This window comes from Streptomyces sp. NPDC060194, assembly GCF_042728285.1.
Lineage (GTDB): Bacteria > Actinomycetota > Actinomycetes > Streptomycetales > Streptomycetaceae > Streptomyces.
This window is the reverse complement of the sequence record NZ_JBHWZH010000097.1, coordinates 1-23536: the sequence shown is the minus strand read 5'-3', so window position 1 is coordinate 23536 and position 23536 is coordinate 1. Positions and strand designations below refer to the sequence as shown.

The following is a 23536-nucleotide window of genomic DNA, read 5'->3' as shown; positions in this document are numbered from 1 at the left end:
CCGGAGGGGTCACCGGGGTCCGACGTCGCGCCGCTGGAGGTCCTCCTGTGTCTCGCGCCGCACCAGCAGCCGCGCCCGGCCCCCGTCGACCGCGACGACCGGAGGCCGGCCGACGAGGTTGTACGCGGAGGCCATCGACGCCTGGTAGGCGCCGGCGACCGGGACGGCCAGCAGGTCCCCGGGCCGTACGTCGCCGGGCAGCGCCACGTCGGGGGCGAGGACGTCCCCGGCCTCGCAGTGGCGGCCCACGACGGTCGCCGTGACGGGTTCCGCCGTCGAGGCCCGGCCCACGAGGCGCGGCGCGTACCGGGCCCCGTACAGGGCGGGCCGGGGGTTGTCGCTCATCCCGCCGTCCACGGCGACGAACAGGGACGTCGCCGAGTGCTTGACGGTCAGGACGCGGTACAGGGCGACGCCGGCGGGGGCGACGATCGCCCGCCCCGGCTCCACGGTGAGCCGCGGGACGGGCAGGCGGGCCGCGGTGCAGCTAGCGGCGAGCTCGGTGCGGACCCGGCGGGCGAGCGCGGTGAGGTCGAGCGCGGGCTCGCCGGGCCGGTAGGCGACGCCGTGGCCGCCTCCGAGGTCGAGTTCGGTCAGGACGACGCCGTGGGTGTCCCTGATCCGGGCCATGAGCCCGACCATGCGGCGCAGGGCCGCCAGGTACGGCTTGACCTCGGTGATCCGGGAGCCGATGTGGCAGTGCAGTCCGGTGAGGTGGAGCTGCGGCTGGCCCAGGACCCGGGCGACGGCGTGCTGGGCCGACCCGTCGGTGAGGGAGAGGCCGAACTTCTGGTCGTCCGTGCCGGTGCGGATCTTCTCGTGGCCGCCGGCCGAGATGCCCGGCACCACCCGCACCATGACCTTCTGCCGCCCGTCGGGGCCGACCAGCGCGGCGATCCGCGCGATCTCCGAGGGACTGTCCACGACGATCCGCCCGACGCCGGCCGCCAGGGCTGTCTCTATGTCGGCCGGGGCCTTGGCGTTGCCGTGCAGCACGATCCGCTCCGGCGGGAAGCCGGCGGCGAGCGCGAGGGACAGCTCGCCCGCCGAGCAGACGTCGAGCCCGAGCCCCTCCTCGTCGACCCACCGCGCCATCGCCCGGGAGAGGAACGCCTTGGCCGCGTAGAGCACGTCGGCGTCCGGGAAAGCGGCGCGGTAGGTGCGGCAGCGGGTGCGGACCTCGTTCTCGTCGAGGACGTAGACCGGGGTGTCGAAATGAGCGGCCACGGTCGTGAGCGCGACCCCGCCGACGCTCAGGTCGCCGTTCGGCCGACGGACGGTGGAGGCGGGCCAGACGGACAGCTCGTCCGGCCGGGCGGGGGCGTCGATGCGCACGGGAGCGGTCATGACGGCGTCTCCTCGGAGGGCACGAGGTGCAGCGCGGCGACGGGCTGCCGGACGGCGCGCACCGTCGTCGCGGCGGCCGCGGGGGCCGAGAGGGTCGGGTCGACGACGAGCCGGGTCACGCCGAGCGGCCCGGTGAGGGCGCGGACCGCCGACTCGGCGAGGCGGACGGCGGGCTGACTGTCGCCCAGAGTCGCGGTGAGGAGCTCGGGCCGGGTGAACCCGACCGCGGTCCGCTCGCCCAGGGGGGTGCGGAAGACGCGCAGCGTCGTACCTGCGGCCGTGATCCGCACAGGAACGTGCAGCAGCCCGACCGGGGCCTGTTCGTCGGGGTCGGGGTCGTCGTCGTAGCGGAAGAGACACATGGGCCGTTCCTCGGGGAGTGCGCTCGGCCGATCCGGAGCGCCTGAGCTCGACGCTAAGCCCGCCGCGGGTGTGCATGTCCCCCCGCCTGACGGGACCTTGACGGCATTCGGCACTTCCCTACGGATCACTGACGCCGCGGGCCGCGGAACGGCCGTTCAATGGAGTTCCGGACCGGGATCGGTGCGGAACACCGGAGGAGGAGCGGGACCGTGCGGCACAGAGTCGTGGTCGGGGTCAGCGGATCGCCGGGGAGCCTCACCGCCCTGCACCGGGCGGCGGCCGAGGCACGCGAACGGGACGCGGAGCTGTGCGCCGTCCTGGCCTGGCACGCGCCCGGCACCGGGTACGGCGGGCGCTGCTCGTGCGACCCGGCGGTGTTCCGCGCCTGCCGGGAGGCCTCCGTCGAGCGGCTCCGCGCAGCCCTCGAGACCGCCTTCGCCGTGCACGGCCCCGGAACGGCACTGACCGCACTCGCCGTCCGCGGCATGCCTGGACCGGCACTCGTCGACGCCGTCCACTCGCCCGACGACCTCCTCGTCGTCGGCACGGGCCGGCGCGGCCGGCTCCTCGGCGCCCTGCGGACGCCCGTCGCGGTCCACTGCCTGGCGCACGCGTCCTGCCCCGTCCTCGCCGTCCCTCCGAACCCGCTGGAGGCCGAACTCACCGCGATGCGCCGCGCGCCGTGGCGCCGCCTGCCGGGTCCGGCGGGAAAGGCCCAGCTCTGAGGGCGCAGGGCGTGCTCCGGGAGCACTGTATGGATCGCGTCAAGGACCCTGGCCATCGCCTCGCGGGGGAGGGAGGCTTGTCCGTGGTCCGGGACGGTCCGGGAGCCGCCGAGCGCCACCGACCCGACGGCGCGGACCTCGGGCCGATGCCCGGACCCGGCCCCGCCGCACGGGTCGCGAGTGATTCTCACCGCAGCGGCCCACCACGTCGTACGAAGGGGAGCCCGTGTCCGAACTCCAGCTCCGGCTCATGGTGCGCGGAGTCCTCGCGGCGGCCGTGCTCCTGGTCGTGGTCGGAGCCACGACCGACGGGATCGGTCTGGTGGTCACCGGAGCGGCACTCCTGCTCGTGGCCACCCTCGTCGAGCTGATCTGGCGCCCGTGACCGGGATGACGGGCGGAGGGCGGCGGTAAGGCGTCGGCGGCATGCCGCGGGCGGTGGTGGACTGCGCTCTGTACGCCGACGGCTGCCGCCTGCCCGGAAGCGTCGCCCTGGACACGGTCATGGACATGTCGACGGCCGGTCGGGGCGGTTCGCGTGGATCGGCGTGCACGAGCCCACGACGGCTCGGCTGCAACGGGTCGCCGACGCCTTCGGCCTGCTCAGCGGTGGCCCGGTCGGACACGCGCCCCGCAGCGACGGGGCCCACCGCGGACGGAGCGCTGTCGTGCGTCGTGGGCCGCTGGAGGTGCCGTAAGCTCCCTGAGGCGAAATGACGAGAGTATTTTCGGAGGAGTGGACGGCATGGGGCTCGAGGAAGACTTCCACCATCTGGTGGACGTGCTGGTCGCTCAGCGCGAGGAGTTCGGCGCCCAGTGGCTCAGGACCGTGGAAGCCTCCCTCGCGGGACGCATTTCCAGCTCCGAGCTCGACCGGGAGCTGCGGGAACTCTACGGGGCCCTGACCGGCGGCCTCGGCCAGGGCGGGCGCACCCTGAAGGACGAGCAGTTCTCCGAGATCCGCAGCCTCCTCGTGGAACTCTCCCGCAACCGTGCCCGGCAGGGCTTCAGCCCCCGCGAGACCGCCGTCAGCGTCTTCGCGCTCAAGGAGGTCCTGGAGCCGTCGCTGAACGGTGACGCGCAACAGGTCCGGGTCTACCTGCACCTGTCCCGTCTGATCGACGAGATGGGCCTGTTCACGGTGGAGGAGCACGCCAGGACCCGCGAGGAGATCATCTCCGCGCAGGCCGAGCAGCTGCTCGAACTGTCGACCCCCGTGGTGAAGCTGTGGGACGGGATCGTCGGCGTGCCGCTGGTCGGCACCCTGGACTCGGCCCGCACGCAGGTCGTGATGGAGAAGCTCCTGCAGGCGCTCATCGACTCCAACTCGACGCAGGCGATCATCGACATCACCGGTGTGCCGACGGTGGACACCCAGGTCGCCCAGCACCTGCTGAAGACTGTCGTCGCCGCCCGCATGATGGGCGCGCAGTGCACGATCTCCGGCATCCGCCCGCAGATCGCCCAGACCATCGTGGCGCTCGGCATCGAGTTCGGCGACATCCCCACCCGGGCCACGCTGGCCGGCGCGCTGCGGGACGCGCTGGCGCAGATCGACCAGGACCGCGCCTCCCAGAGCGGCGGCCTGCTGTGACCGACCGCGTACCGGTCCTGGCGATCGGCGACGTCCTGCTGGTCTCGATCCAGACGGACCTGGAGGACCAGATGGTCCTCAACCTCCAGGAGGACCTCTCGGACCGCGTCACCTCCACCGGCGCGCGCGGGGTGATCATCGACATCTCCGCGCTGGAGATCGTCGACTCCTTCGTCGGCCGCATGCTGGCCACGGTGGCCTCCATCTGCAGCCTGCTGGGCGCCCGGACCGTCGTGGTCGGGATGCGCCCCGCCGTGGCGATGACCCTGGTGGAACTCGGCCTGTCGCTCGACGGGGTGCACACCGCTCTCAACCTCGAGCAGGGCATCGTCTACCTCAGGCGTGCCTGGGGCCCGTCCTCGGCCCCGCGATGAACTTCCCCGGCGCCGAGGAGTCGGATGTCGAAGAGGTCCCGATCGTCGACAGCGGGGACATGGTCAAGGCCCGGCAGAAGGTCCGCACGTCGGCCCAGCTCCACCGCCTCTCGCTGGTGGACCAGACGAAGCTCGTCACGGCCGCCAGCGAGCTGGCCCGCAACACGCTGGTCTACGGAGGCGGAGGCGTCATGCGGGCCAGTGTGCTGACGCGGAGCGGCAAGCGCGGCATCAAGATCCAGTTCGTGGACTCCGGTCCCGGCATACCCGACCTCGACCTCGCGCTGACCGACGGCTGGACCTCGGGGCAGGGCATGGGGCTGGGTCTCAGCGGGGCCAGACGCCTGGTGGACGACTTCGACGTCGTCTCCGCACCGGGCGCCGGCACCACGGTGACGGTGGTCAAGTGGACGCGGTGACGACCGGCATGACCATCGAGGCCGACGACATCACCTGGCTGCGGGCGGACGTCGCACTCGAGTCGGTGGCCCGCCGGGAAGCGGCCGCCCTGGCCCGGCGCGCGGGGTTCGACGAACGGCGGACCGCCGACCTCTCGCTCGCCGTCACCGAGGCCGCGACGAACCTGCTCCGCCACGCGTCCGACGGCGCCCTCGGCCTGCGCCTGGCGCACCGCCGGGAGACGTCGGTGGACGTGCTCACCCTGGACAACGGCCCGGGCATCGCCGACATCGCGTCCGCTCTGTCCGACGGCCACTCCACGTCGGGAACACTGGGGGTGGGCCTCGGTGCGATCCGGCGGCTCGCCGACACCTTCGACCTGCACTCGCTGCCCGGCAGGGGGACCGTCCTCCTCGCGCGTTTCCGGATGCGGGCGAGTGCTCACGGCCCAGCGACCTCCCCCCCTTCGTCGGCCCTGTCGGTGGACGGCCTGAGCCGGCCCATCAGCGGTGAGCAGGTGTGCGGCGACACGTGGGCGGCGCACGAGCGGGACGTGGCGTCGGGCGAGGCCGCCCGCGTCACGGTCATGCTCTGCGACGGTCTGGGACACGGTCCGCTGGCCGCCCGGGTGGGCGAGCGGGCGCGCCAGGTCTTCCGGCAGTCCCCCACGGGCGAGCCCGCCGAACTCGTGCGCAAGCTCCACGCCGGGCTCAAGGGCACGCGGGGAGCCGCCCTGGCCGTGGCGCAGGTCGACGCCGCGAGCGGGCGGGTGCGACTGTGCGGGGTGGGGAACGTCAGTGCCTTCGTATGGGACGGCGTCACCCGCAGCGCGCTGCTCTCCAGTCCGGGCATCGTCGGCAGCCACCTCCCGCAGCTGCGGACCCACGAGGCGGAACTGCCGCCCGGTGCGGTCCTCGTCCTGCACTCCGACGGTCTGAGCGACCGCTGGAATCCGACCGAGTTCCCCGGCCTCCCCTCCCGGCACCCCGCCGTCATCGCCGGCCAGGTCCTCGCCCAGGCGGGCGTGCGCAGGGACGACGCCGGCGTGGTCGTGGTGAGGTCGGCGCTCCGGTGACGGCCCCCGAGGCCACGCTCGTCGTCCTGCCCGTGCTGGCCGAGCGCGACGTCTTCGTCCTGCGGCGGCACGGCCAGGCCCTGTGCCGTGCCCTCGGCATGCAGGGCGGGGACGCGGTGCGGCTCGCGACGGTCCTCAGCGAGGTCGGGCGCGACCTGGTCGGTGCTCCGGGCCTCGTCGCCCGCCTCGTCCTCTCCGGCGACGCCGAGCGGCGCCTGGTCGCCTCCTTCCAGTGGGGCGGGGAGTCCGCGCCGTCCGCCGACGTGATCACGGCCGCGGAGCGGCTGCTGGACGACTGCCGCTACTCCGGCACGCCGCCCCGGTCCCTGACGCTGACCCAGCGGCTCCCGACGTCGGGGGAGCGGCCGGCCGACCAGGCCGCCCACGTCCGTGCGGCTCTGAGGGGGCTCGGGGGCATCGACATGAGCGAGGAACTACGCAGCCAGAACCACGACCTCCTGGCGGCTCTGCAGCAGTCACGGGCCCAGCAGGAGGAACTGCAGCGGCTCAACGCCGAACTGGAGGAGACCAACCAGGGCGTGGTCGCCCTGTACACGGAGCTGTCCAGCGAGCTGGAGGCCACCAACACCGGGGTCGTCGCGCTCTACGCCGAGCTTGAGGAGAAGACCCACCAGCTCGCCATGGCCAGTGAGGCCAAGACCCGCTTCTGGGCCAACGTCAGCCACGAGCTGCGGTCCCCGGTCAACAACGTCATCGGGTTGGCCCGCCTGCTGCTCGACCCCGAGGGCCACGACATGACCGAGGAGCAGCGCCAGCAGATCTCCCTCATCTCCGCGTCCGGCAGCACCCTGCTGGCCCTGGTCGAGGAACTGCTCGACGTGGCCAAGGCCGAGTCGGGCCGCCTGGAACCGGTCCCCGCCGACACCGACCTGCGCACCCTGCTGCACCAGCTGAGGGGCGTCCTGCGCGGCACGGTCCCGCCCGGCGTCGGCCTCGTCATCCCCGACCCGGACCCGCCCTGCCCGCTGGTGACGGACGAGGTCATGCTGACGAGGATCCTGCGCAACCTGCTGTCCAACAGCCTGAAGTTCACCACCGCCGGCGAAGTGCGCCTCGACGTCGCCTGCGAGGTGCGCGCCGAGCGGGAGTGGTTCACGTTCACCGTCACCGACACCGGCACCGGCATCCCCGCGGACCAGCAGGAACGCGTCTTCGAGGAGTTCTACCAGGTCCGGGGCCCCCACCAGGCGGGGCGCCCCGGCACCGGCCTGGGGCTGCCCTACGCCCGGCGGCTGGCGGAGCTGCTCGGCGGGCGGCTGGCGCTGGAGAGCACCCCGGGGGCCGGTACCCGGGTGACCGTGGAGCTCCCCGCGCGGATCGTCCTCGACGACGCGGGGCCCGCCGCTTCCGACGAGACGCCGCTGCCGCGGCTGCGGTCGCTGGTCGTCGTCGACGACGACCAGGTCTTCCTCGACTCGCTGCGCCCCGTGCTGCAGACCCTGGCCGACAGCGTCACCGAGGTCACCCGCAGCAGTGAGGCGATGACGACCATCCGCACCCATCGGCCCCAGGCCGTGCTCCTGGACCTGTTCATGCCGCCCCCGAACGGCTACCGGCTCCTGGAGCAGCTCGCCCGGGACCCGGAACTCGCCCCCATCCCCGTGCTGCTGCTCACCGCCACCGACCACACCACCCTGGACCGCTCGCGCCTGGCGCACGCACGTGCCGTCCTCGGGAAGACCGACCTGACCGCAGGGCGCCTGGCGCGCCTCCTGGTCCCCCACCCCTCCGCACGCCCCGACGAGGACGACGCTTCGTGAAGGACTTCGACGCCGCGTTCGACACCGGCCCCGCCCTGATCCTGGTGGTCGACGACGACGCCACCAAGCGCTACGTCCTGGCCACCGGACTGCGGCGCGCCGGCCACACGGTGGTCGAGGCCGCCACCGGCACCGACGCCCTCGCCCTCGTCGACGGCAGCGGTCCCCGGCCGGACATCGCCGTCGTCGACGTGCGGCTGCCGGACATGTCCGGCTTCGAGGTGTGCGAGCAGATCAAGTCCGCGCCCGGTTCCGCGGGCCTGCCGGTGATCCACGTCTCCGCGTCGGCGGTCAGCGCCGGCGACCGCACGCAGGGCCTCAACCGCGGCGCGGACGCCTACCTCACCGAGCCGCTGACCCCCACCGAACTGGTGGCGACGGTCTCGGCGACCCTCCGCTACGCGCGTGCACGCCGGCGGGCGGAGAAGCTGGCCCACCGCCTCGACGAGCTCAACCGGGCGACCTCGGCCCTCTACGAAGCCCGGAACGCCCGCGACCTCGCCCAGGCCGCCGCGCTCGGCGCCTCCCGCATCTTCGGCGCACCCGCTGCCGCCCTGCTGACCGACCTGGCAGGCCGGCCCGGGCACGCCTGCAGCACCGCCTGCGGCACCCCGGACGACCGCCCCGTCCCGGAGCCGGTCCTGGAGGAGATCCTTCACGACCGGTTCCCCGCGGGCTCCGCCACCGTCCACCACCTCGACGCCGCCCTCTGGCCCGAGCGTCCGGCGTGCCTGTCGCCCTTCACCGAACTCCTGGTCACCGTCGCGCGCCCCAAGGCGGCCCGCCCGCCGCTGAGTATCGCGCTGCCCGCCGAGGCGCTGACGGCCGACGACCACGACCTCCTCGCCCAGCTCACCCAGACCTTCGCCCGCGCCCTGGAGGCCCTGCGCTCCTACGACGAGGAACACACCCTGGCCCTCACCCTCCAGCGCACGTTCCTGCCGCAGACCCTCCCCACGACACCGCGGGCGGCGCTCGCCGTGCGCTACCTCCCCGCCAGCGCGACCGCGGAGATCGGCGGAGACTTCTACGAAGCCCTCGCCACCGACGCCGGACTGCTGGTGGCCGTGGGAGACGTGGCCGGGCACTCCCTCGACGCCGCCGTCGTCATGGGCGAACTGCGGCACGCCCTGCGCGCCTACGCCCTCGAGGGGCACCCCCCGCAGGTCGTCCTCGAACGGCTCGACTTCCTGCTCAGCCGCTCGGAGCCGCTGTCCGCGGCCACCCTGTGCGTGCTGCTCATCGGCGAGGACGGCGCGGTGCAGTTCGCGAACGCCGGACACCTTCCCCCGGTGGTCCGCACCCCGGACGGCGCCGTCACCCTCGTCCACGAACACGGCCCGCTCCTCGGACTGAACCTGCGGCAGCCCCCGCCCGTCACCCTCACGCTCGAACCGGGCACGGACATCGTGCTGGCCACCGACGGCCTCCTGGAGCGCCGGGGCACCGACCTCGCCGTGAGCCTCGCCGACCTCGAACAGGCCATGGCCAAGGCACCGCACGACCCAGGGGACGTCTGCGACTTCCTGCTCGACCGCTTCCCGCCCGACGGCGAGGACGACGTCGCGCTCATGGCCATCCGCCTCACGTAGGCAGAAGCGGCGACCGCCCCCGAAGCGGCCCCCGCGAGGCCCGCCGGAGGAGCGCCGCATCGGCCCCGTGGGTCGGGGCGACGCCCGTGCCGCGGAGCGCCGGGGGCCGTGGAGGGCCGTCGGCCCGGGCAGGAGCGCCGTCCTGCCCGGGCCGGCCGTCAGTCGTCCTGCTGGTCGCGTCCCGAACCCGGTTCGGCCATCGTGCGGTGCGCCTGGGCCTTGGCGCGATCGGGGAGGACCTTGTCGGCCAGGCCCTGCGCCTTCGTCCGGACGGACCCGGCGACCCGCTTGGGCTTGCCGGCGAAGAGCGCGTCGAGGCCCTGCGCGGCGACCTGCTCGGGATCGTCCTTGTGCTGCCGGCCGACCTTCGTGTCGTCCATGTCGGCGCGGTGGAAGAAGTCCGTCTCCGTCGGCCCCGGCATGAGCGAGGTCAGGGTGACGCCGCTGTCCTTCAGCTCGTTCTGCAGCGCCTCGGCGAACGACTGCAGGAACGACTTGGAGGCGTTGTAGACGGCCTGGAACGAGCCGGGCATGGTCGCGGCGATGGACGAGGTGACGAGGACGCGGCCCTCACCGCGCGCGACCATCGCGGGCAGGATCCGCTTGGCCAGGAGGACCGTCGACCTGATGTTGAGGTCGATGATCTCCAGTTCGTCGGCCAGTTCGGTCTCGACGAACGCCCCGCCCCTGCCCACCCCCGCGTTGAGGACGGCGACCTCCAGCGGCCGGCCGAGGGCCTCGACGCGGGCGAGCAGCGCCTCCGCCCGGTCGGGGTCGGAGAGGTCCGCCTGGACCACCTCCACCTCGGCGCCCGCCTCCCGGAACTCCCGCGCCGCCACCTGCAGCCGTATGTCGTCCTCGGCGTTGACGACGAGGTCGTGGCCGCGCTCCGCCAGCTGACGCGCCAGCGCGTGCCCGATGCCGCTGGAGGCCCCGGTGACCAGGGCCAGGGGTCGGATGCCGTTCATGAACTGATCCCTTTCTGCTGTACGGAGGAGAGGACGAAGCCGCTGCGGGGCGCCGTCGGAACACGGTCGAGCGGGATGCGGAGGTCCTGGTCGGGGACGTCGTACTCCAGCGCGGCCAGGCGCGGGACGAGGGTCTCCAGCACGGTCAGGGTGACGTCCTCGCCGGGGCAGCGGTGCTGGGTGTCCGGGTCGCCGCCGCCCTGCGGCACGAGCGTGTCCCGGTCGGGCTCGCGGCCGAGGAAGCGACCGGGGTCGAAGGCGTACGGCTCGGGCCACAGCGCGGGGTCGTGGTTCTGCCCGTACAGGTCGAGCAGGACCAGGCTGCCCGCCGGGATGTCCTGCCCCTCCCAGCGGAGGTCCTTCGCGGCGAGTCCGCCGACGAACGGCGCGAACGGGTAGAAGCGGCGGACCTCGTGCGCGAAGGCGCGCGCCCAAGAGGGATCGCCGTCGGCGACCGCCTTGCGGTGCTCCGGCCACCGGTGGAGCGCGTGCGCGGCGAACGTCAGGAACCAGGCGACGGCCACGGTGGGCCGGATCACGTTCAGGATCTCGACGGCCGCGGTGTGCGGGTCGACGAGCCGGCCGTCGGCGTCCCGGTGGGCGGCCACGGTCGCGAGCACCGAGCCGACGGGCGCGGGCTCGTCCGCCGTGCCGCTCTGGTTCGCCTGCACCAGCCGGGCGAGTCGGGCCTCCTGCCGGGCGCGGGCGCGGCGGGCCCTGACATGGCGTGGGCCGGCCGAGGCGAAGCCGTCGACCATGGCGACGAGGTCGCGGGCCGTCCCCGCCGCGTCCTCGTCGGCGAGCGGCAGCCCGGCCCAGGCGCAGACGGCGCGGGTGAGGACGACGGCGGCCTCGTCGAAGAGCACGACCCGCTCCCGGCCGATCCACTCCCGGGCCGCGCGGTCCCACTCCCGGCGCAGGTGCCCGGCCAGGGAGTCGAGCCCGCCCCGGTCCCCCAGCAGCGCGACGAACAGGGCTTTGCGCACCCGGTGGGCGCGCCCGTCGAGCGTGTGCACGGCGCCGCGCCCGAACAGGGTGTCCAGGAGCGGACCGGGCAGCGCGCCGCTGCGGCGGACGTGCCGGTCGTCGTAGAAGAACCGGACCGCGTCCGGTCCGTGGATCGCGACGGTGTCCCTGCCCAGCAGGCGGGTGCGGACCGGTGCGCCGCCGCCGCGCCGACGGCGGTCGGGCAGCCAGGCGTAGCCGTTCGTCATCAGGGCCAGGGTGCTGTCGACCACATCGGTCTCCGTCTGAGGTCTCGGGCGCGAGGGGCGCGGGGCCCCGGCGCGCGGCTCATCGCACGGTCGTCAGGGCCGGCGGGGTACGCACCACTGCGTACCCCCTCCGCGCGTTCCGTCACCCGCAGCTCCGAACGTTCCGGCCCACCGACCCGATTCGCTCAGCGGAACGCCGCCCTCCTGCCGGCCCGGCCGGCCGCACATGCTGGGCCGCGTCAGGGGGGCGGAGCGCCCCGGCGGGGCGAGGGCGGGGGAACGCGGTGGAGCGCACGGCGGGCAGGAGCGGGGACGACGTCACGGGCGGCCCGCCGAGGGACCGCACCCGGGACGACGCCCGGCTCCGCGCGGCCGCCGACGCGCTGTGGACGGCCGCCCGCGAACGCGTCCCCTGCCCGCCGGTCCGCGCCCTGATCGGCACCTCGGACGTGGGCACCGCCTACGCGGTCCAGCGCCGCAACCTCGAGCGCGCCGCCGCCGGCGGCCGCCGCGTCGCGGGCCGCAAGATCGGGCTGACGTCCCCGGCCGTGCAGCGCCAACTGGGCGTCGACGAGCCGGACTTCGGTGCGCTCCTGGCGGACGCCGAGGTCCCCGACGGCGGCGAGGCCGACCTCGCCCGCCTGCTGCAGCCCCGCATCGAGGCCGAGGTCGCCCTCGTGCTCGGCGCGGACCTCACCGACCCCGACTGCGGCGCGGACGACGTGAGGGCCGCCGTCGCCCGCCTCCACCCCGCCCTCGAGATCGTCGACAGCCGGGTCGCCGACTGGGACATCACCCTCGTCGACACCGTCGCGGACAACGCCTCCGCCGGCCTGTACGTCCTCGGCGGCGACGGCCGCCCGCCCCTGCCCGGCGACGGCGACCTGAGCGGGGTGCGGATGCTGATGCGGCGCGGCACCGAGACCGTCTCGCAGGGCAGCGGCGCCGACTGCCTCGGCGGCCCGCTCCTGGCCGCCCGCTGGCTCGCCGTCACCCTCGCCCGGCTCGGTGACCCGCTGCGGGCCGGCGACGTCGTGCTCACCGGCGCCCTCGGCCCGGTCGTGCCGGTGGCCCCCGGCGACGTCTTCACGGCCGAACTCACCGGCCTGGGCGAGGTATCCGTCCGCTTCCCCCCGGCGAAGAAGTAGCCTCCCCGGCCCCCACGGCCCCCTCCGAACTCCAGGTCGGCGCCGACGGCCTCGGCACCCGCACCGCGAACGCGGACCGGGACACCTGAGCCGCCTCCCGCCCCGCCCCCGCGCGCGGAACGGCGGCGGTCCTCACGACCGCCGCCGCCGTCCGCGACGCACCCCGCCGGGCCTCACTCCTTCCGCGCGACGCCCACGCACTGCGAGAACGGCTTGTCGGCCACGCACTGGAACAGCGGCCCCCACGTGCCTCCCTCGCTGACGCCGGCCGCGACCGTGTCGTCGCAGGACGGGTCGGACAGGCCCCAGAGGGTCCCCTCCGGCCACCCGGTGTCGTTCGTGCGGCTCTCGATCTTCTCCACGCACGACTCGGGAGCGCCGAGGCGCTTCACCTCCGCCAGGAAGTCCTGGTAGGCGGAGTCGTCCGACGCCCCGTCCAGCGCGTTCACCGTGGCCTGCGCGTCCTGCCGCTCCCGGTCCGAGGCGTCCGGGTCGACGGCGGTCGCCAGCGCCTTGCTGTGCGCCTGCAGCACGTCCTGCACCGCCTTGCGGTCCTGCTCGTCCTTCGGCGCGGTCTTCGGGTCCGTCGCCGCCTTCACCGCGTCCGTGGTCTTCCCGACACCCGTCTCGACCTTCTTCGTGTCCTCGGTGTCCTCCGCCTCGCCCTTGCCGATGGCGATCAGGGCGTCGCTGAGCAGTTCGACGTTGGCCTTGTAGTAGGCCTTGTCCTCCGCCGACGTGTCCGCGCTCTGCAGCTTGTAGGTGAAGTACGCGATGTCGTCGGCGATGTCCCGGTACGCAGCCTTCTCGACCGCGGACCTCGCGGGGTCCTGCGCCATCTTCAGCGCCTGGGTGACCCCGTTCAGCGACTTCGTGTACAGCGCCTTGTCCGCCGCGGACGTCTTCGGGTCGTCGATCAGGTTCAGCGTGGTGCTGATGTCCTTCACGATCTGTTCGTACTGCGACTTCTCCGACGGCGACGTGTTCGGGTTGTTGATGATCTTCAAGGTGTCGGTCAGGACCTGGTTCAGGTCGGCCTTCACGACTTCCGGCGCCTTCTCCGCCTGCTCCTTGACCTCCTGCTGCTCGTCCTCGGTGACCCCCTGCCGCTCGCCCTCGGGCTCCTGCTGCTCCTCCTGCGGCTCCTGCTGTTCCTGCTGCTCCTCCTGCGGCTCCTGCTGCTGCTCCTCCTCGGGCTGCTCCTCCTGGGGCTCTTGCTGCTGTTCCTCGGGCTGCTGCTCCTGCTCGGGTTCCTGCTGCTGCTCCTCGGGCTGCTGTTCCTGCTCCTGCTGGTCGGGGTCCGGTTCCGGCGGGACCGGCGGGTCCGGCTCCGCCGCGGGAACCTGCGTGCCGACCGCGGGCGGGGCCGCGACGGCCGTGCTCACGCCGACCGGCACGGCGAGCGCCGCGGCCAGGCACGACGCTCCGACCGTCAAAGAGATCCTTCGCCGAGCCTGATGGGTCATGGCGGGTCCAGGTGCGATTCGAAGAGGGATACGTGCCGTGTGCGGCCGACCGCGCCGACCGGCCTCACCGGAGCTCAGCGGCTCGACGGTGGACGGCTTCTCCCCACCAAGTCTTCGCCCCGCCAACGGGCCCCGCAACTCAGGCCGGGTCGGCGCTCCCGCGGCCCAGCAGCGCGTCGATGACCAGCTGCGTCGTCGCCGTCATGTCCACCCCCGCGGGGGCCAGCAGCCACTGGATCTGCAACCCGTCCATCACCGCGACCACCGCCGATGCCACCTGCTCCACGTCCAGGTCCGCCCGTACCTCGCCGAGCTCCCTGGCCTCCCGCAGCGCCTCGGCCACCATTGCGCGCAGCCCCGCGTACCGGTCGCGGAAGTACTCCTGCGCCGGGTGCCCCTCGGTCACGCTCTCCGCCGACAGCACGGCGTAGAGGCGGACGATCCCCTCCCGCTCGGTGTTCTTGCGGACGGTGTCCACGAGGTGCTCGAGGAAGGCAAGCCCGTGCGGCCGCTCGGGGCCCAGCTGGGCGATGTCGGACTGGTCCCGCAGGTCCAGCACCCCGGTCAGCAGCCCCGCCTTGGACCGGAAGTGGTGCAGCACGCCGGCCTGGGTCAGCCCGGCCCGCTCGGAGATCTCCGCGAGCGACGCGTTCTGGTAGCCGCGGGTGGCGAAGGCGTCCATCGCGATCCGCAGGATCTCCTCGCGCCGCCGCGTCGCAGAGGGCCGCGCCGCCCGCGGCTCCGTCGCCCTGGTCCGCCTCTTCTGCTGCTCGCTCACCCGGCGGAGTCTACGGGTGCGCTGATCACACCCGCGCCCGCGTCGCCCCCCACCGTGAACGTCGTGTCCGATTCCCGCCAGCCGCACCCCGCCCGGTGCCGCACAGTGGAGGGTGTGATGAACGAGGACAGCAAGTACGAGGCGGTGACCAGCCGCGACGCCCGCTTCGACGGGGAGTTCCTCTTCGCCGTGACCACCACCGGCATCTACTGCCGCCCCAGCTGCCCGGCGACCACCCCGCTCCGGACCAACACCCGCTTCTTCCCCACCTCCGCCGCCGCCCAGGCCCACGGCTTCCGCGCCTGCCGCCGCTGCCGCCCCGACGCCGTCCCCGGCTCGGCCGCCTGGGACGTCCGCGCCGACGCCGTCGCCCGAGCCGTCCGCATGATCGGCGACGGCGTCGTCGACCGCGAGGGCGTCCCCGGACTCGCCGCACGGCTCGGCTACAGCACCCGCCAGGTCCAGCGGCAGCTCACCGCCGAACTCGGCGCCGGGCCCGTCGCGCTCGCCCGCGCCCAACGCGCCCAGACCGCCCGGATCCTGCTGCGCACCACCGGCCTGCGCGCCACGGACATCGCCTTCGCCGCCGGCTTCGCCAGCGTCCGCCAGTTCAACGACACCGTCCGCGCCGTCTACGCCGCCACCCCCACCCAGCTCCGGGACGGAGCGGGCCCCCCGCCACCGGCCTCCGGCGGCATCCCGCTGCGCCTCGCCTTCCGCGGCCCCTACGCCGCCGGGCAGGTCTTCGACCACCTCGACCGGCGGGCCGTCCCCGGCGTCGAGGAGCTGACCGGCCGGCCCGGCGCCCGCACCTACCGGCGCACCCTGCGCCTCCCGCACGGCACCGCCGTCGCGGAGGCCGACGAACGCGCCCGCCGCGGCCGCGGCGGCGGCTCCGGCTGGCTCGACTGCCGGCTCCACCTCACCGACCTGCGCGACCTCACCACCGCCACCCGGCGCGTGCGCCGCCTCCTCGACCTCGACGCCGACCCCTGCTCGGTCGCCGAACACCTCGGCGCCGACCCCCTGCTCGCCCCGCTCGTCGCCGCCACCCCCGGCCTCCGCTCGCCGGGCGCCGCCGACCCCGACGAACTCGCCGTCCGCGCCCTGCTCGCCCGCGGCACCACCCCCGACGAGGCCCGCGCCCGCGCGGCCGTCCTCGTCACCGCCCACGGCGACCCCCTCCCCGCCCCCGACGGCGCCCTCACCCACCTCTTCCCCACCCCCGAGGCCCTCGCCGCCACGGCCCCGACCACCGCCCCCGACCCGGCCGACCCCGGCGACGCCGTCCGCGAACTGGCCGCCGCCCTCGCCGAGGGCCGCGTCCGCCTCGACCCCGGCACCGACCGCGACCGGACCGAGAAGGACCTTCTCACCCTGCGCCACATGGACGCCCGTACCGCCGCACTGATCCGCATGCGCGCCCTCGGCGACCCCGACGTCCTGCCCGACCCCCACCTCCCGCGCCAGCTCGGCGCCGACCCCACGACCCCCGCCGACTGGCGGCCCTGGCGCTCCTACGCCCAGCACCACCTCTGGAACCACTTCCGCACCGCACCCAGCCCCACCGGAGGCGACCACCCGTGACCGTCCACACCACCCTCGACAGCCCCCTCGGCCCGCTGCTCCTCGTCGGCGAGCCCGTACCGACCGCCCCCGGCGGCACCGCGCTCACCTCCCTCTCGCTGCCCGCGCAGGCCCGCCCGGCCGTCGTCCAGGACCACTGGACCCACGACCCGGCCGCGTTCGACACCGCCGCCGCGCAACTGCGCGAGTACTTCGACGGCCGGCGCACCTCCTTCGACCTCGCGTTCACCCCCGGCCGCGGCTCCGCCTTCCAGCACCGCGTCTGGCAGGCCTTGGAGGACATCCCCTACGGATCCACCGTCAGCTACGGCGCCCTCGCCGCCCGGATCGGCGCACCCCGCGCCGCCGTCCGCGCCGTCGGCACCGCGATCGGCGCCAACCCGCTGCTCGTCGTCCGCCCCTGCCACCGGGTGATCGGCGCGAACGGCGCGCTGACCGGGTACGCGGGCGGAATCCCCAGCAAGGAGCGGCTGCTGGTCCTCGAGGGCGCCCTCCTCGCGGGCTGACACCCCGCCCCGGTATCCCGTGCCCGGTGCACACCGCCCGCGACGCCAGCCATACTGGTGGCCGGGCGGGGAGGGCGGAGCGAGCACCGACGGGGGCGACAGCAGGCGATGGGGGAGACCACGCTGGCCCAGGGCCGGTACCGGCTGATCGAGCAGATCGGCCGCGGGGGGATGGGCGAGGTCTGGCGCGCCCGCGACGAGTCGCTGGGCCGCCAGGTCGCCGTCAAGTGCCTCAAACCGCTCGGCCCCCAGCGCGACCACTCCTTCGCCCGGGTGCTGCGCGAACGCTTCCGCCGCGAGGCACGGGTCGCCGCCGCCCTCCAGCACCGCGGCATCACCGTCGTCCACGACTTCGGCGAGGACGACGGGGTCCTCTTCCTCGTCATGGAACTCCTGGAGGGCCGCAACCTCAGCCAGCTCCTGGAGGACAACAAGGCGCACCCGCTCCCCGTCGACGACATCGTCGAGATCGCCGAACAGGTCGCCGCCGCCCTCGCCTACACCCACGAACAGGGCATCGTCCACCGGGACCTGAAGCCCGCCAACATCATGCGGCTCACCGACGGCACGGTGAAGATCTGCGACTTCGGCATCGCCCGCCTCGGCCGCGACATCGGCCTCACCTCCCGCCTCACCGGCACCGGCATCGCCATGGGCACCCCGCACTACATGTCGCCCGAGCAGATCAGCGGCCACGACGTCGACCATCGCAGTGACCTGTACTCCCTGGGCTGCGTCCTGTACGAGATCTCCACCGGCGTCCCGCCGTTCGACCTCGGCGACGCCTGGGCCGTCCTCGTCGGACACCGCGACACCCCGCCCGAGCCGCCGCGCACCCACCGCGCCGAACTCCCCGAGTACGTCGAGCGGATCATCCTCGACCTGCTCGCCAAGGCGCCCCGCGGCCGGCCGGCCGACGCCCGCGAGCTCGGCCGCCGCATCGCCGAGGGACGCGGCCACGGCCACCGCCCCGCGGTCGCCGCCGCCCCGCGCCGGCTCGCCCTGCCCCCCGCCCCCCGACCCACCCCCTCGCGTCCGTCCCCCGACACCGGACCGGCGCCCGACGCGCCCCGGCTCCCGTCCTGGACCCGCGGGATGACCACCGGTCAGAAGGCCCCGGGGGCGGCCGCCCTGCGCGCCGCCGCCCCCGACCCGGCCCAGGGCCCGGCCTCCGGCGACGGCCTGACCGGCCTCACCGGCGCCTGGACCCCCCGCCCCGGCGTCGCCGTCCTGCCCGCCCTCGGCCCCGGCCGGCCCGCCGAGCCGCCCCGCCGCCCCACCCCGGCCCCCGACGTGCTCGCCGCTCTCGTCGACCGCCACAACGCCGGCCTCGGCCTCGGTCGCGCCGGCCGCTGGGAGGAGGCCGGCGAGACCCACCGCGCGGTCGCCGCCGAACGCGAGCACCTCCTCGGCCCCGAGCACCCCGACACCCTCGCCAGCCGGTACGAGATCGGCTTCACCCTCAGCCGCACCGGCCGCGCCTCCGACGCCCTGCGCGAGTACGGCCGGGTCGCCGAGGGCCGCGAACGCGCCCTGGGCGCCGACCACCCCGACACGCTCGCCGCCCGGCAGGAGATGGCGTACGTCTTCGGGCAGCTCGGCCGGCACTTCGAGGCGCACCAGGCCTACGCCTCCGTGCTCGCCGCCCGCGAACGCACCATGGGCCCCGACCACGTCGACACCCTGCGCTGCCGGCACAACCTGGCGTTCAACCTCAGCCGGCTCGGCCGCCTGGAGGACTCCTACCGCATGTCCCGCGACGTCGCCGTCGCCCGCGCCCGCGTCCTCGGCCCCGACCACCCCGACACCCTCGTCACCCGCTACGAGGTCGCCTACGCGCTCGGGCAGTTGGGCCGCTGGGACGAGGCGCTCCAGACCTACCTCGACGTCGCCGCCGCCCGCGCCCGCACGTTCGGCCCCGACCACCCCGAGACGCTCGCCGCCCGCTACGAGGTCGGCATCAGCCTCGGCCGACTCGGCCGCAGCGCCGAAGCCCTCCAGGTCTACGGGGAGCTGATCGACGCCCGCACCCGCGCCCACGGCCCCGACGACCCCGAGACGCTCCGCGCCCGGCACGGGCTCGGCGTCAACCTCGGCCGCCTCGGCCGCTGGGACGAGGCCCTCGCCGAGGCCCGCGACGTCCTCGCCGTCCGCGAACGGGTCCTCGGCGCCGACCACCTCGACACCCTCGTCAGCCGGCGCGAGGTCGCCGTCGCGCTCGGCTGGCTCGGCCGCTGGGCGGACGCCCTGGAGGCCTACCGGCGCGTCGCCGACGCCCGCGAACGCGTCCTCGGCGCGGACCACCCCGACACCCTCACCAGCCGCAACGACGAGGCGCACTGCCTGGAACAGCTCGGCCGCACCGCCGAGGCCACCGCCCTCCACCGCCGCGTCGCCGCCCTCCGCCAACGCCGCGCGGCCGCCCGCTGACCCCACGGCCGCCCACCCGCCCCCCGCCGCGAGGACGCGCCGACCCCCACGCCGCCCGCGCGTCCGACGCCCGCCCCACTGTCCCCACCGCACCCCGCGTGCTACCAAGACCCCATGCCCGCACCCGGAGCCACCCCCGCCCCCACCCGAGCCGCCTACGACGCCGTGGTGATCGGCGGCGGCCACAACGGCCTGGTCGCCGCCGCCTACCTGGCCCGCGCCGGCCGCTCCGTCCTGCTCCTCGAACGCCTCGACACCACCGGCGGTGCGGCCGTCTCCACCCGCCCCTTCGCCGGCGTCGACGCCCGCCTCTCCCGCTACTCCTACCTCGTCAGCCTGCTGCCCCGGCACATCCTCCGCGACCTCGGCATCGACCTGACCCTGCGCCGCCGCGAGGTGTCCTCCTACACCCCCACCACCCGCTCCGGCCGCCCCACCGGACTCCTCGTCGCCGGCGACCGCACCCGCGAGTCCTTCGCCCGACTCACCGGCTCCGACCGCGAGTTCGACGCCTGGCAGCGCTTCTACGCCACCACCCGGCACGTCGCGGGCCGCGTCTTCCCCACCCTCACCGAACCCCTCCCCACCCGCGCCGCCCTCCGCGCACGCATCGGTGACGACGACGCCTGGCGGACGCTGTTCGAGGAGCCGATCGGCCGCGCGATCGAGGCCCACTTCGACGACGACCTCGTCCGCGGCGTCGTCCTCACCGACGCCCTCATCGGCACCTTCGCCGACGCCCACGACCCCGGCCTCGCCCAGAACCGCTGCTTCCTCTACCACGTGATCGGCGGCGGCACCGGCGACTGGGACGTCCCCGTCGGCGGCATGGGCGCCCTCACCGACGCCCTCGCCACCGCCGCCCGCACCGCCGGCGCGGAGCTCGCCACCGGCCACGAGGCCCTCGCCGTCGAGACCGACGGCCGCACCGCCGAGGTCCGCTTCCGCACCCCCGACGGCGAGGGGACCGTCACCGCGGACCAGGTGCTCGTCGGCGCCTCCCCCCACGTCCTCGCCGACCTCCTCGGCGCCGAGCCGCCCCCGCCCGCCGAGGGCGCCCAGCTCAAGGTCAACATGCTGCTCACCCGGCTGCCCCGCCTCCGCGACCCCCACGTCGACCCCAGGGACGCCTTCGCCGGCACCTTCCACATCGCCGAGGGCTACGGGCAACTCGCCGCCGCCCACGCGCAGGCCGCGGCCGGGAAGCTCCCCGCCGCCCCGCCCTCGGAGATCTACTGCCACTCCCTCAGCGATCCCTCCGTCCTCGGCCCGGACCTCGCCGCGAGCGGCCACCACACCCTCACCCTGTTCGGCCTGCACGCCCCGGCCCGGCTCTTCGACGCCGACCACGACACCGCCCGCGACGCCCTGCTCGCCGCGGCCCTCGCGGAGCTCGACGACCACCTCGCCGAACCGCTCGCCGACTGCCTCGCCCGCGACGTCGACGGCCGCCCGTGCATCGAGGCGAAGACCCCGCAGGACATCGCCCGCGACCTGCGGATGCCCGGCGGCCACATCTTCCACGGCGGCCTCGCCTTCCCGTACGCCACCGAGGACTCCGGCCGCTGGGGCGTCGAGACCGCCCACCCGAACGTGTTCCTGTGCGGGGCGGGCGCGATGCGCGGCGGCGGGGTCAGCGGTGTGCCGGGCCACAACGCGGCGATGGCGGCGCTGGGCCGCTGACCGCCCGCCTCCGGGGCCGCCTCGCCGCACCAGCCCCGCCCCGTCAGCCGCCCCCCCCGTCAGCCGCGCCCGACGCGCTCCGGGACCGCCCGCGCCAGCCAGCTCGCCGCGACCGGCCGCGGCCCGTGCCCCGCACGCCAGGTCCGCACCGGGTGCACCGAGTTGGTCAGCAGCACCAGGAACGTGTCGGTGTCCCGGTCGAGGACCAGACTCGTGCCGGTGAAGCCGGTGTGCCCCGCGCACCGCGGGCCCGACAGCTCACCCATGTACGAGGGCTGGTCCAGGTCGAGGGCGAGGCTGTGGCCGTGCCCGGGCAGGTGCGCGTTGAAGTCGGTGAACAGGAGCTCCGCCGACGCCTCCGACAGGATGCGGGCCGAGCCGTGGCTCCCGCCGTCCAGCAGGGCGCGGGCGAGGACCGCGAGGTCCCAGGCGTCGGAGAACACCCCCGCGTGCCCCGACACGCCCCCGAACGCGTACGCGTTCTCGTCGTGCACCTCGCCCCGCACCGGCCCCCGGTCCAGCTTCGCCCACGGCCCCCGCGCGTCCTCGGTCGCCGCGATCCCCGGCAGCCGGTCGGCCGGCGGGGCGAACCGCGTGCGGCGCATGCCGAGCGGAGCGGTGATCCCGTCATGGAGCAGTGCTTCCAGACCGCGCCCCGTCACCCGCTCCAGCAGCCACTGCAGCGCGATCAGGTTCAGGTCCGAGTACACGTACGCGGCTCCCGGCGCGGCGACCGGCGCCTCCCGCCACAACAGCCGCTCCCGCTCCTGCGGGGTCGCGCGGTCGTAGAAGGCCAGCTCCGGCCGCAGCCCCGAGGTGTGGGTCAGCAGCTGCCCCACCCGGATCCGCTCCTTGCCCGCCGCCCCGAACTCCGGCAGGTACGTCGCGACCTCCGCGTCGAGCTCCAGCACCCCGCGCTCCACCTGCTGCACCACGAGGAGGGCCGTGAACACCTTCGAGACGGACGCCAGGTCGTACACCGTCTCCCGCGTCGTCCGCACCCACCGCTCCCGCGGCAGCTCCACGGCCGCACCGGCCCGCTCGTCGTAGCCCGCGTACCGCACCGCGTACCCGAAGGCGTGGTGCAGCGCGACCGTGCTGCCGCGCCCCGCGAGCACCACCCCGCCCGGACACCAGGGATGCACGGGGGAGGGGCCCGTGAACCGCTCGACCTCCGTCACCAGCCGCGCCAGCGGCTCCCCGAGCAGCCCGGCCTCCGCCGCAGACCCCACCCCGAGCATCCGCCCCACGCCCCACCCCTCCTCGACGAGTTCCCCTCGTCACGTTCTGTGACTGATCTCACGAATGCGCCCCGGTCCGGGCGTCCGCGCAGGTCATCCGGCACACTGATCATTATGAGCGCGGCCACCCTGACATCGCCTGTTCGACAGTGGACCACCTGGGCGCCCGCGCTCGCCGTGGTCGCGCTCGTCCTGGGATGGGGGCGAGACCTCCCCGGGCTCGCGGTCGGCGTCATCGCCGCCCTGCTCATCGCCGCGGTCCTCGCGGCCGTGCACCATGCCGAGATCATCGCCCACCGGGTCGGCGAACCCCTCGGCTCCCTCGTCCTCGCCGTCGCCGTCACCGTCATCGAGGTCGGCCTGATCGTCATGCTGATGTCCGGCGGCGGCGACAAGACCTCCACCTACGCCCGGGACACCGTCTTCGCGGCGGTGATGATCACCTGCAACGGCATCGTCGGCCTCTGCCTGCTCATCGGCGCGTTCCACAACCGGACCGTCGTCTTCAACGCCGAGGGCTCCGGCGGCGCGCTCGCCACCGTCGTCACCCTCGCCTCGATGACGCTCGTCCTGCCGACGTTCACCACCAGCGCCCAGGGCCAGGAGTTCACCGGCGGCCAGCTCGCCTTCGCCGCCGTCGCCTCGCTCTGCCTGTACGGGCTCTTCGTCGCCGTCCAGACCGTCCGGCACCGCGACTACTTCCTGCCCGTCGCCCGCGAGGACGAGCCCTCCGACCCCGAGGAGCACGCGCCGCCGCCGAGCAACCGCGCGACCCTCTTCAGCCTCGTCCTGCTGCTCGTCGCCCTGGTCACCGTCGTCGGCAACGCCAAGCTCGTCTCGCCGACCATCGAGAACGGCGTCGAGAGCGCCGGCCTGCCCTACGCCGTCGTGGGTGTCGTCATCGCCCTCATGGTGCTGCTGCCGGAGACCCTCGCCGCGGCCCGCGCCGCGCGCCGCGACCGCATGCAGACCAGCCTCAACCTCGCCTACGGGTCCGCGATCGCCAGCATCGGCCTGACCGTCCCGGCCATCGCGCTCGCATCGATCTGGCTCCCCGGCGACCTGGTCCTCGGCCTCGACCCCATCCACCTGGTGCTGCTCGCGCTCACCGCGGTCGTCAGCGGCCTCACCGTCGTCCCCGGCCGGGCCACCCTCCTGCAGGGCGGCGTCCACATGTCGCTGTTCGCCGCCTTCGTCTTCCTCTCCTTCAGCCCGTGACGTGCCGGCCGTGACCCGCCGGGCCGCCCGCGCACGCATCCGTGCCG

Annotated in this window: 20 protein-coding genes and 1 pseudogene; 14 read left to right on the top strand and 7 right to left on the bottom strand. The window is 74.8% G+C overall.

Annotation, left to right across the window (positions count from 1 at the left end):
• Positions 1 to 9: 9 nt before the first annotated feature.
• Positions 10 to 1347, bottom strand: coding sequence for a diaminopimelate decarboxylase (lysA, locus tag ACFWEG_RS20395; RefSeq protein WP_387217018.1), 1338 nt, complete (start codon positions 1345 to 1347; stop codon positions 10 to 12).
• Positions 1344 to 1709 (bottom strand): SAV_915 family protein, encoded by a 366-nt coding sequence (locus ACFWEG_RS20390; RefSeq protein WP_387217016.1) that lies wholly within the window; start codon positions 1707 to 1709, stop codon positions 1344 to 1346. The genes lysA and ACFWEG_RS20390 overlap by 4 nt, the downstream gene beginning before the upstream one ends.
• A 210-nt stretch (positions 1710 to 1919) precedes the next feature.
• Here ACFWEG_RS20390 and ACFWEG_RS20385 point away from each other — a divergent pair, with 210 nt between their 5' ends.
• From ACFWEG_RS20385 to ACFWEG_RS20350, 8 genes are all read left to right on the top strand, one after another.
• Positions 1920 to 2435: a universal stress protein gene (locus ACFWEG_RS20385; RefSeq protein ID WP_387217013.1), complete on the top strand. Its 516-nt coding sequence runs from the start codon at positions 1920 to 1922 to the stop codon at positions 2433 to 2435.
• Between the two features lie 226 nt (positions 2436 to 2661).
• Complete coding sequence (locus ACFWEG_RS20380) at positions 2662 to 2820, top strand: hypothetical protein (protein WP_387217010.1); 159 nt, start codon at positions 2662 to 2664, stop codon at positions 2818 to 2820.
• A 360-nt stretch (positions 2821 to 3180) separates the two neighbouring features.
• Positions 3181 to 4029 (top strand): STAS domain-containing protein, encoded by an 849-nt coding sequence (locus ACFWEG_RS20375; protein ID WP_387217008.1) that lies wholly within the window; start codon positions 3181 to 3183, stop codon positions 4027 to 4029.
• Positions 4026 to 4403 (top strand): STAS domain-containing protein, encoded by a 378-nt coding sequence (locus ACFWEG_RS20370; protein WP_387217005.1) that lies wholly within the window; start codon positions 4026 to 4028, stop codon positions 4401 to 4403. The genes ACFWEG_RS20375 and ACFWEG_RS20370 overlap by 4 nt, the downstream gene beginning before the upstream one ends.
• Positions 4400 to 4822 carry an anti-sigma regulatory factor gene (locus ACFWEG_RS20365; RefSeq protein ID WP_387217002.1) on the top strand — a complete coding sequence of 141 codons (423 nt, stop codon included), beginning with the start codon at positions 4400 to 4402 and terminating at the stop codon, positions 4820 to 4822. Before ACFWEG_RS20370 ends, ACFWEG_RS20365 begins: the two co-directional genes overlap by 4 nt.
• Positions 4810 to 5877, top strand: coding sequence for an ATP-binding SpoIIE family protein phosphatase (locus tag ACFWEG_RS20360; RefSeq protein WP_387217000.1), 1068 nt, complete (start codon positions 4810 to 4812; stop codon positions 5875 to 5877). The genes ACFWEG_RS20365 and ACFWEG_RS20360 overlap by 13 nt, the downstream gene beginning before the upstream one ends.
• Positions 5874 to 7658, top strand: coding sequence for an ATP-binding protein (locus ACFWEG_RS20355; protein WP_387216997.1), 1785 nt, complete (start codon positions 5874 to 5876; stop codon positions 7656 to 7658). Before ACFWEG_RS20360 ends, ACFWEG_RS20355 begins: the two co-directional genes overlap by 4 nt.
• Entirely contained in the window at positions 7655 to 9250 is a 1596-nt protein-coding gene (locus ACFWEG_RS20350; RefSeq protein WP_387216995.1) for a SpoIIE family protein phosphatase, read from the top strand. Before ACFWEG_RS20355 ends, ACFWEG_RS20350 begins: the two co-directional genes overlap by 4 nt.
• Positions 9251 to 9408: 158 nt before the next feature.
• Here the strand turns inward: ACFWEG_RS20350 and ACFWEG_RS20345 are convergent, their stop codons facing one another.
• Entirely contained in the window at positions 9409 to 10218 is an 810-nt protein-coding gene (locus ACFWEG_RS20345) for an SDR family NAD(P)-dependent oxidoreductase (RefSeq protein ID WP_387216993.1), read from the bottom strand.
• Positions 10215 to 11456: a cytochrome P450 gene (locus ACFWEG_RS20340; protein ID WP_387216990.1), complete on the bottom strand. Its 1242-nt coding sequence runs from the start codon at positions 11454 to 11456 to the stop codon at positions 10215 to 10217. Before ACFWEG_RS20340 ends, ACFWEG_RS20345 begins: the two co-directional genes overlap by 4 nt.
• 359 nt (positions 11457 to 11815) lie before the next feature.
• Here ACFWEG_RS20340 and ACFWEG_RS20335 point away from each other — a divergent pair, with 359 nt between their 5' ends.
• The gene (locus ACFWEG_RS20335) at positions 11816 to 12580 is read left to right on the top strand and encodes a 2-keto-4-pentenoate hydratase (RefSeq protein ID WP_387217021.1); all 765 of its coding nucleotides are present in this window, start codon (positions 11816 to 11818) and stop codon (positions 12578 to 12580) included.
• 173 nt (positions 12581 to 12753) lie between these two features.
• On the opposite strand, the gene ACFWEG_RS20330 is transcribed toward ACFWEG_RS20335, so the two are convergent.
• Complete coding sequence (locus ACFWEG_RS20330) at positions 12754 to 14016, bottom strand: hypothetical protein (RefSeq protein ID WP_387216988.1); 1263 nt, start codon at positions 14014 to 14016, stop codon at positions 12754 to 12756.
• A 169-nt stretch (positions 14017 to 14185) separates the two neighbouring features.
• Complete coding sequence (locus ACFWEG_RS20325) at positions 14186 to 14824, bottom strand: TetR family transcriptional regulator C-terminal domain-containing protein (protein WP_387216986.1); 639 nt, start codon at positions 14822 to 14824, stop codon at positions 14186 to 14188.
• 117 nt (positions 14825 to 14941) lie between these two features.
• Between ACFWEG_RS20325 and ACFWEG_RS20320 the strand changes: the two genes are divergently transcribed.
• From ACFWEG_RS20320 to ACFWEG_RS20305, 4 genes are all read left to right on the top strand, one after another.
• Positions 14942 to 16411: a DNA-3-methyladenine glycosylase 2 family protein gene (locus tag ACFWEG_RS20320; RefSeq protein WP_387216984.1), complete on the top strand. Its 1470-nt coding sequence runs from the start codon at positions 14942 to 14944 to the stop codon at positions 16409 to 16411.
• Positions 16408 to 16917 (top strand): methylated-DNA--[protein]-cysteine S-methyltransferase, encoded by a 510-nt coding sequence (locus tag ACFWEG_RS20315; RefSeq protein WP_387216982.1) that lies wholly within the window; start codon positions 16408 to 16410, stop codon positions 16915 to 16917. The genes ACFWEG_RS20320 and ACFWEG_RS20315 overlap by 4 nt, the downstream gene beginning before the upstream one ends.
• A 108-nt stretch (positions 16918 to 17025) precedes the next feature.
• Positions 17026 to 19347 (top strand): tetratricopeptide repeat protein, encoded by a 2322-nt coding sequence (locus ACFWEG_RS20310; RefSeq protein ID WP_387216979.1) that lies wholly within the window; start codon positions 17026 to 17028, stop codon positions 19345 to 19347.
• A 114-nt stretch (positions 19348 to 19461) separates the two neighbouring features.
• Positions 19462 to 21030 (top strand): phytoene desaturase family protein, encoded by a 1569-nt coding sequence (locus ACFWEG_RS20305; protein WP_387216977.1) that lies wholly within the window; start codon positions 19462 to 19464, stop codon positions 21028 to 21030.
• A 62-nt stretch (positions 21031 to 21092) separates the two neighbouring features.
• Here the strand turns inward: ACFWEG_RS20305 and ACFWEG_RS20300 are convergent.
• Positions 21093 to 22259 (bottom strand): annotated as a pseudogene (locus ACFWEG_RS20300) (serine hydrolase domain-containing protein); the annotation flags it as partial.
• A 126-nt stretch (positions 22260 to 22385) separates the two neighbouring features.
• Here ACFWEG_RS20300 and ACFWEG_RS20295 point away from each other — a divergent pair.
• Positions 22386 to 23489, top strand: coding sequence for a calcium:proton antiporter (locus ACFWEG_RS20295; RefSeq protein WP_387216974.1), 1104 nt, complete (start codon positions 22386 to 22388; stop codon positions 23487 to 23489).
• Positions 23490 to 23536: the final 47 nt, after the last annotated feature.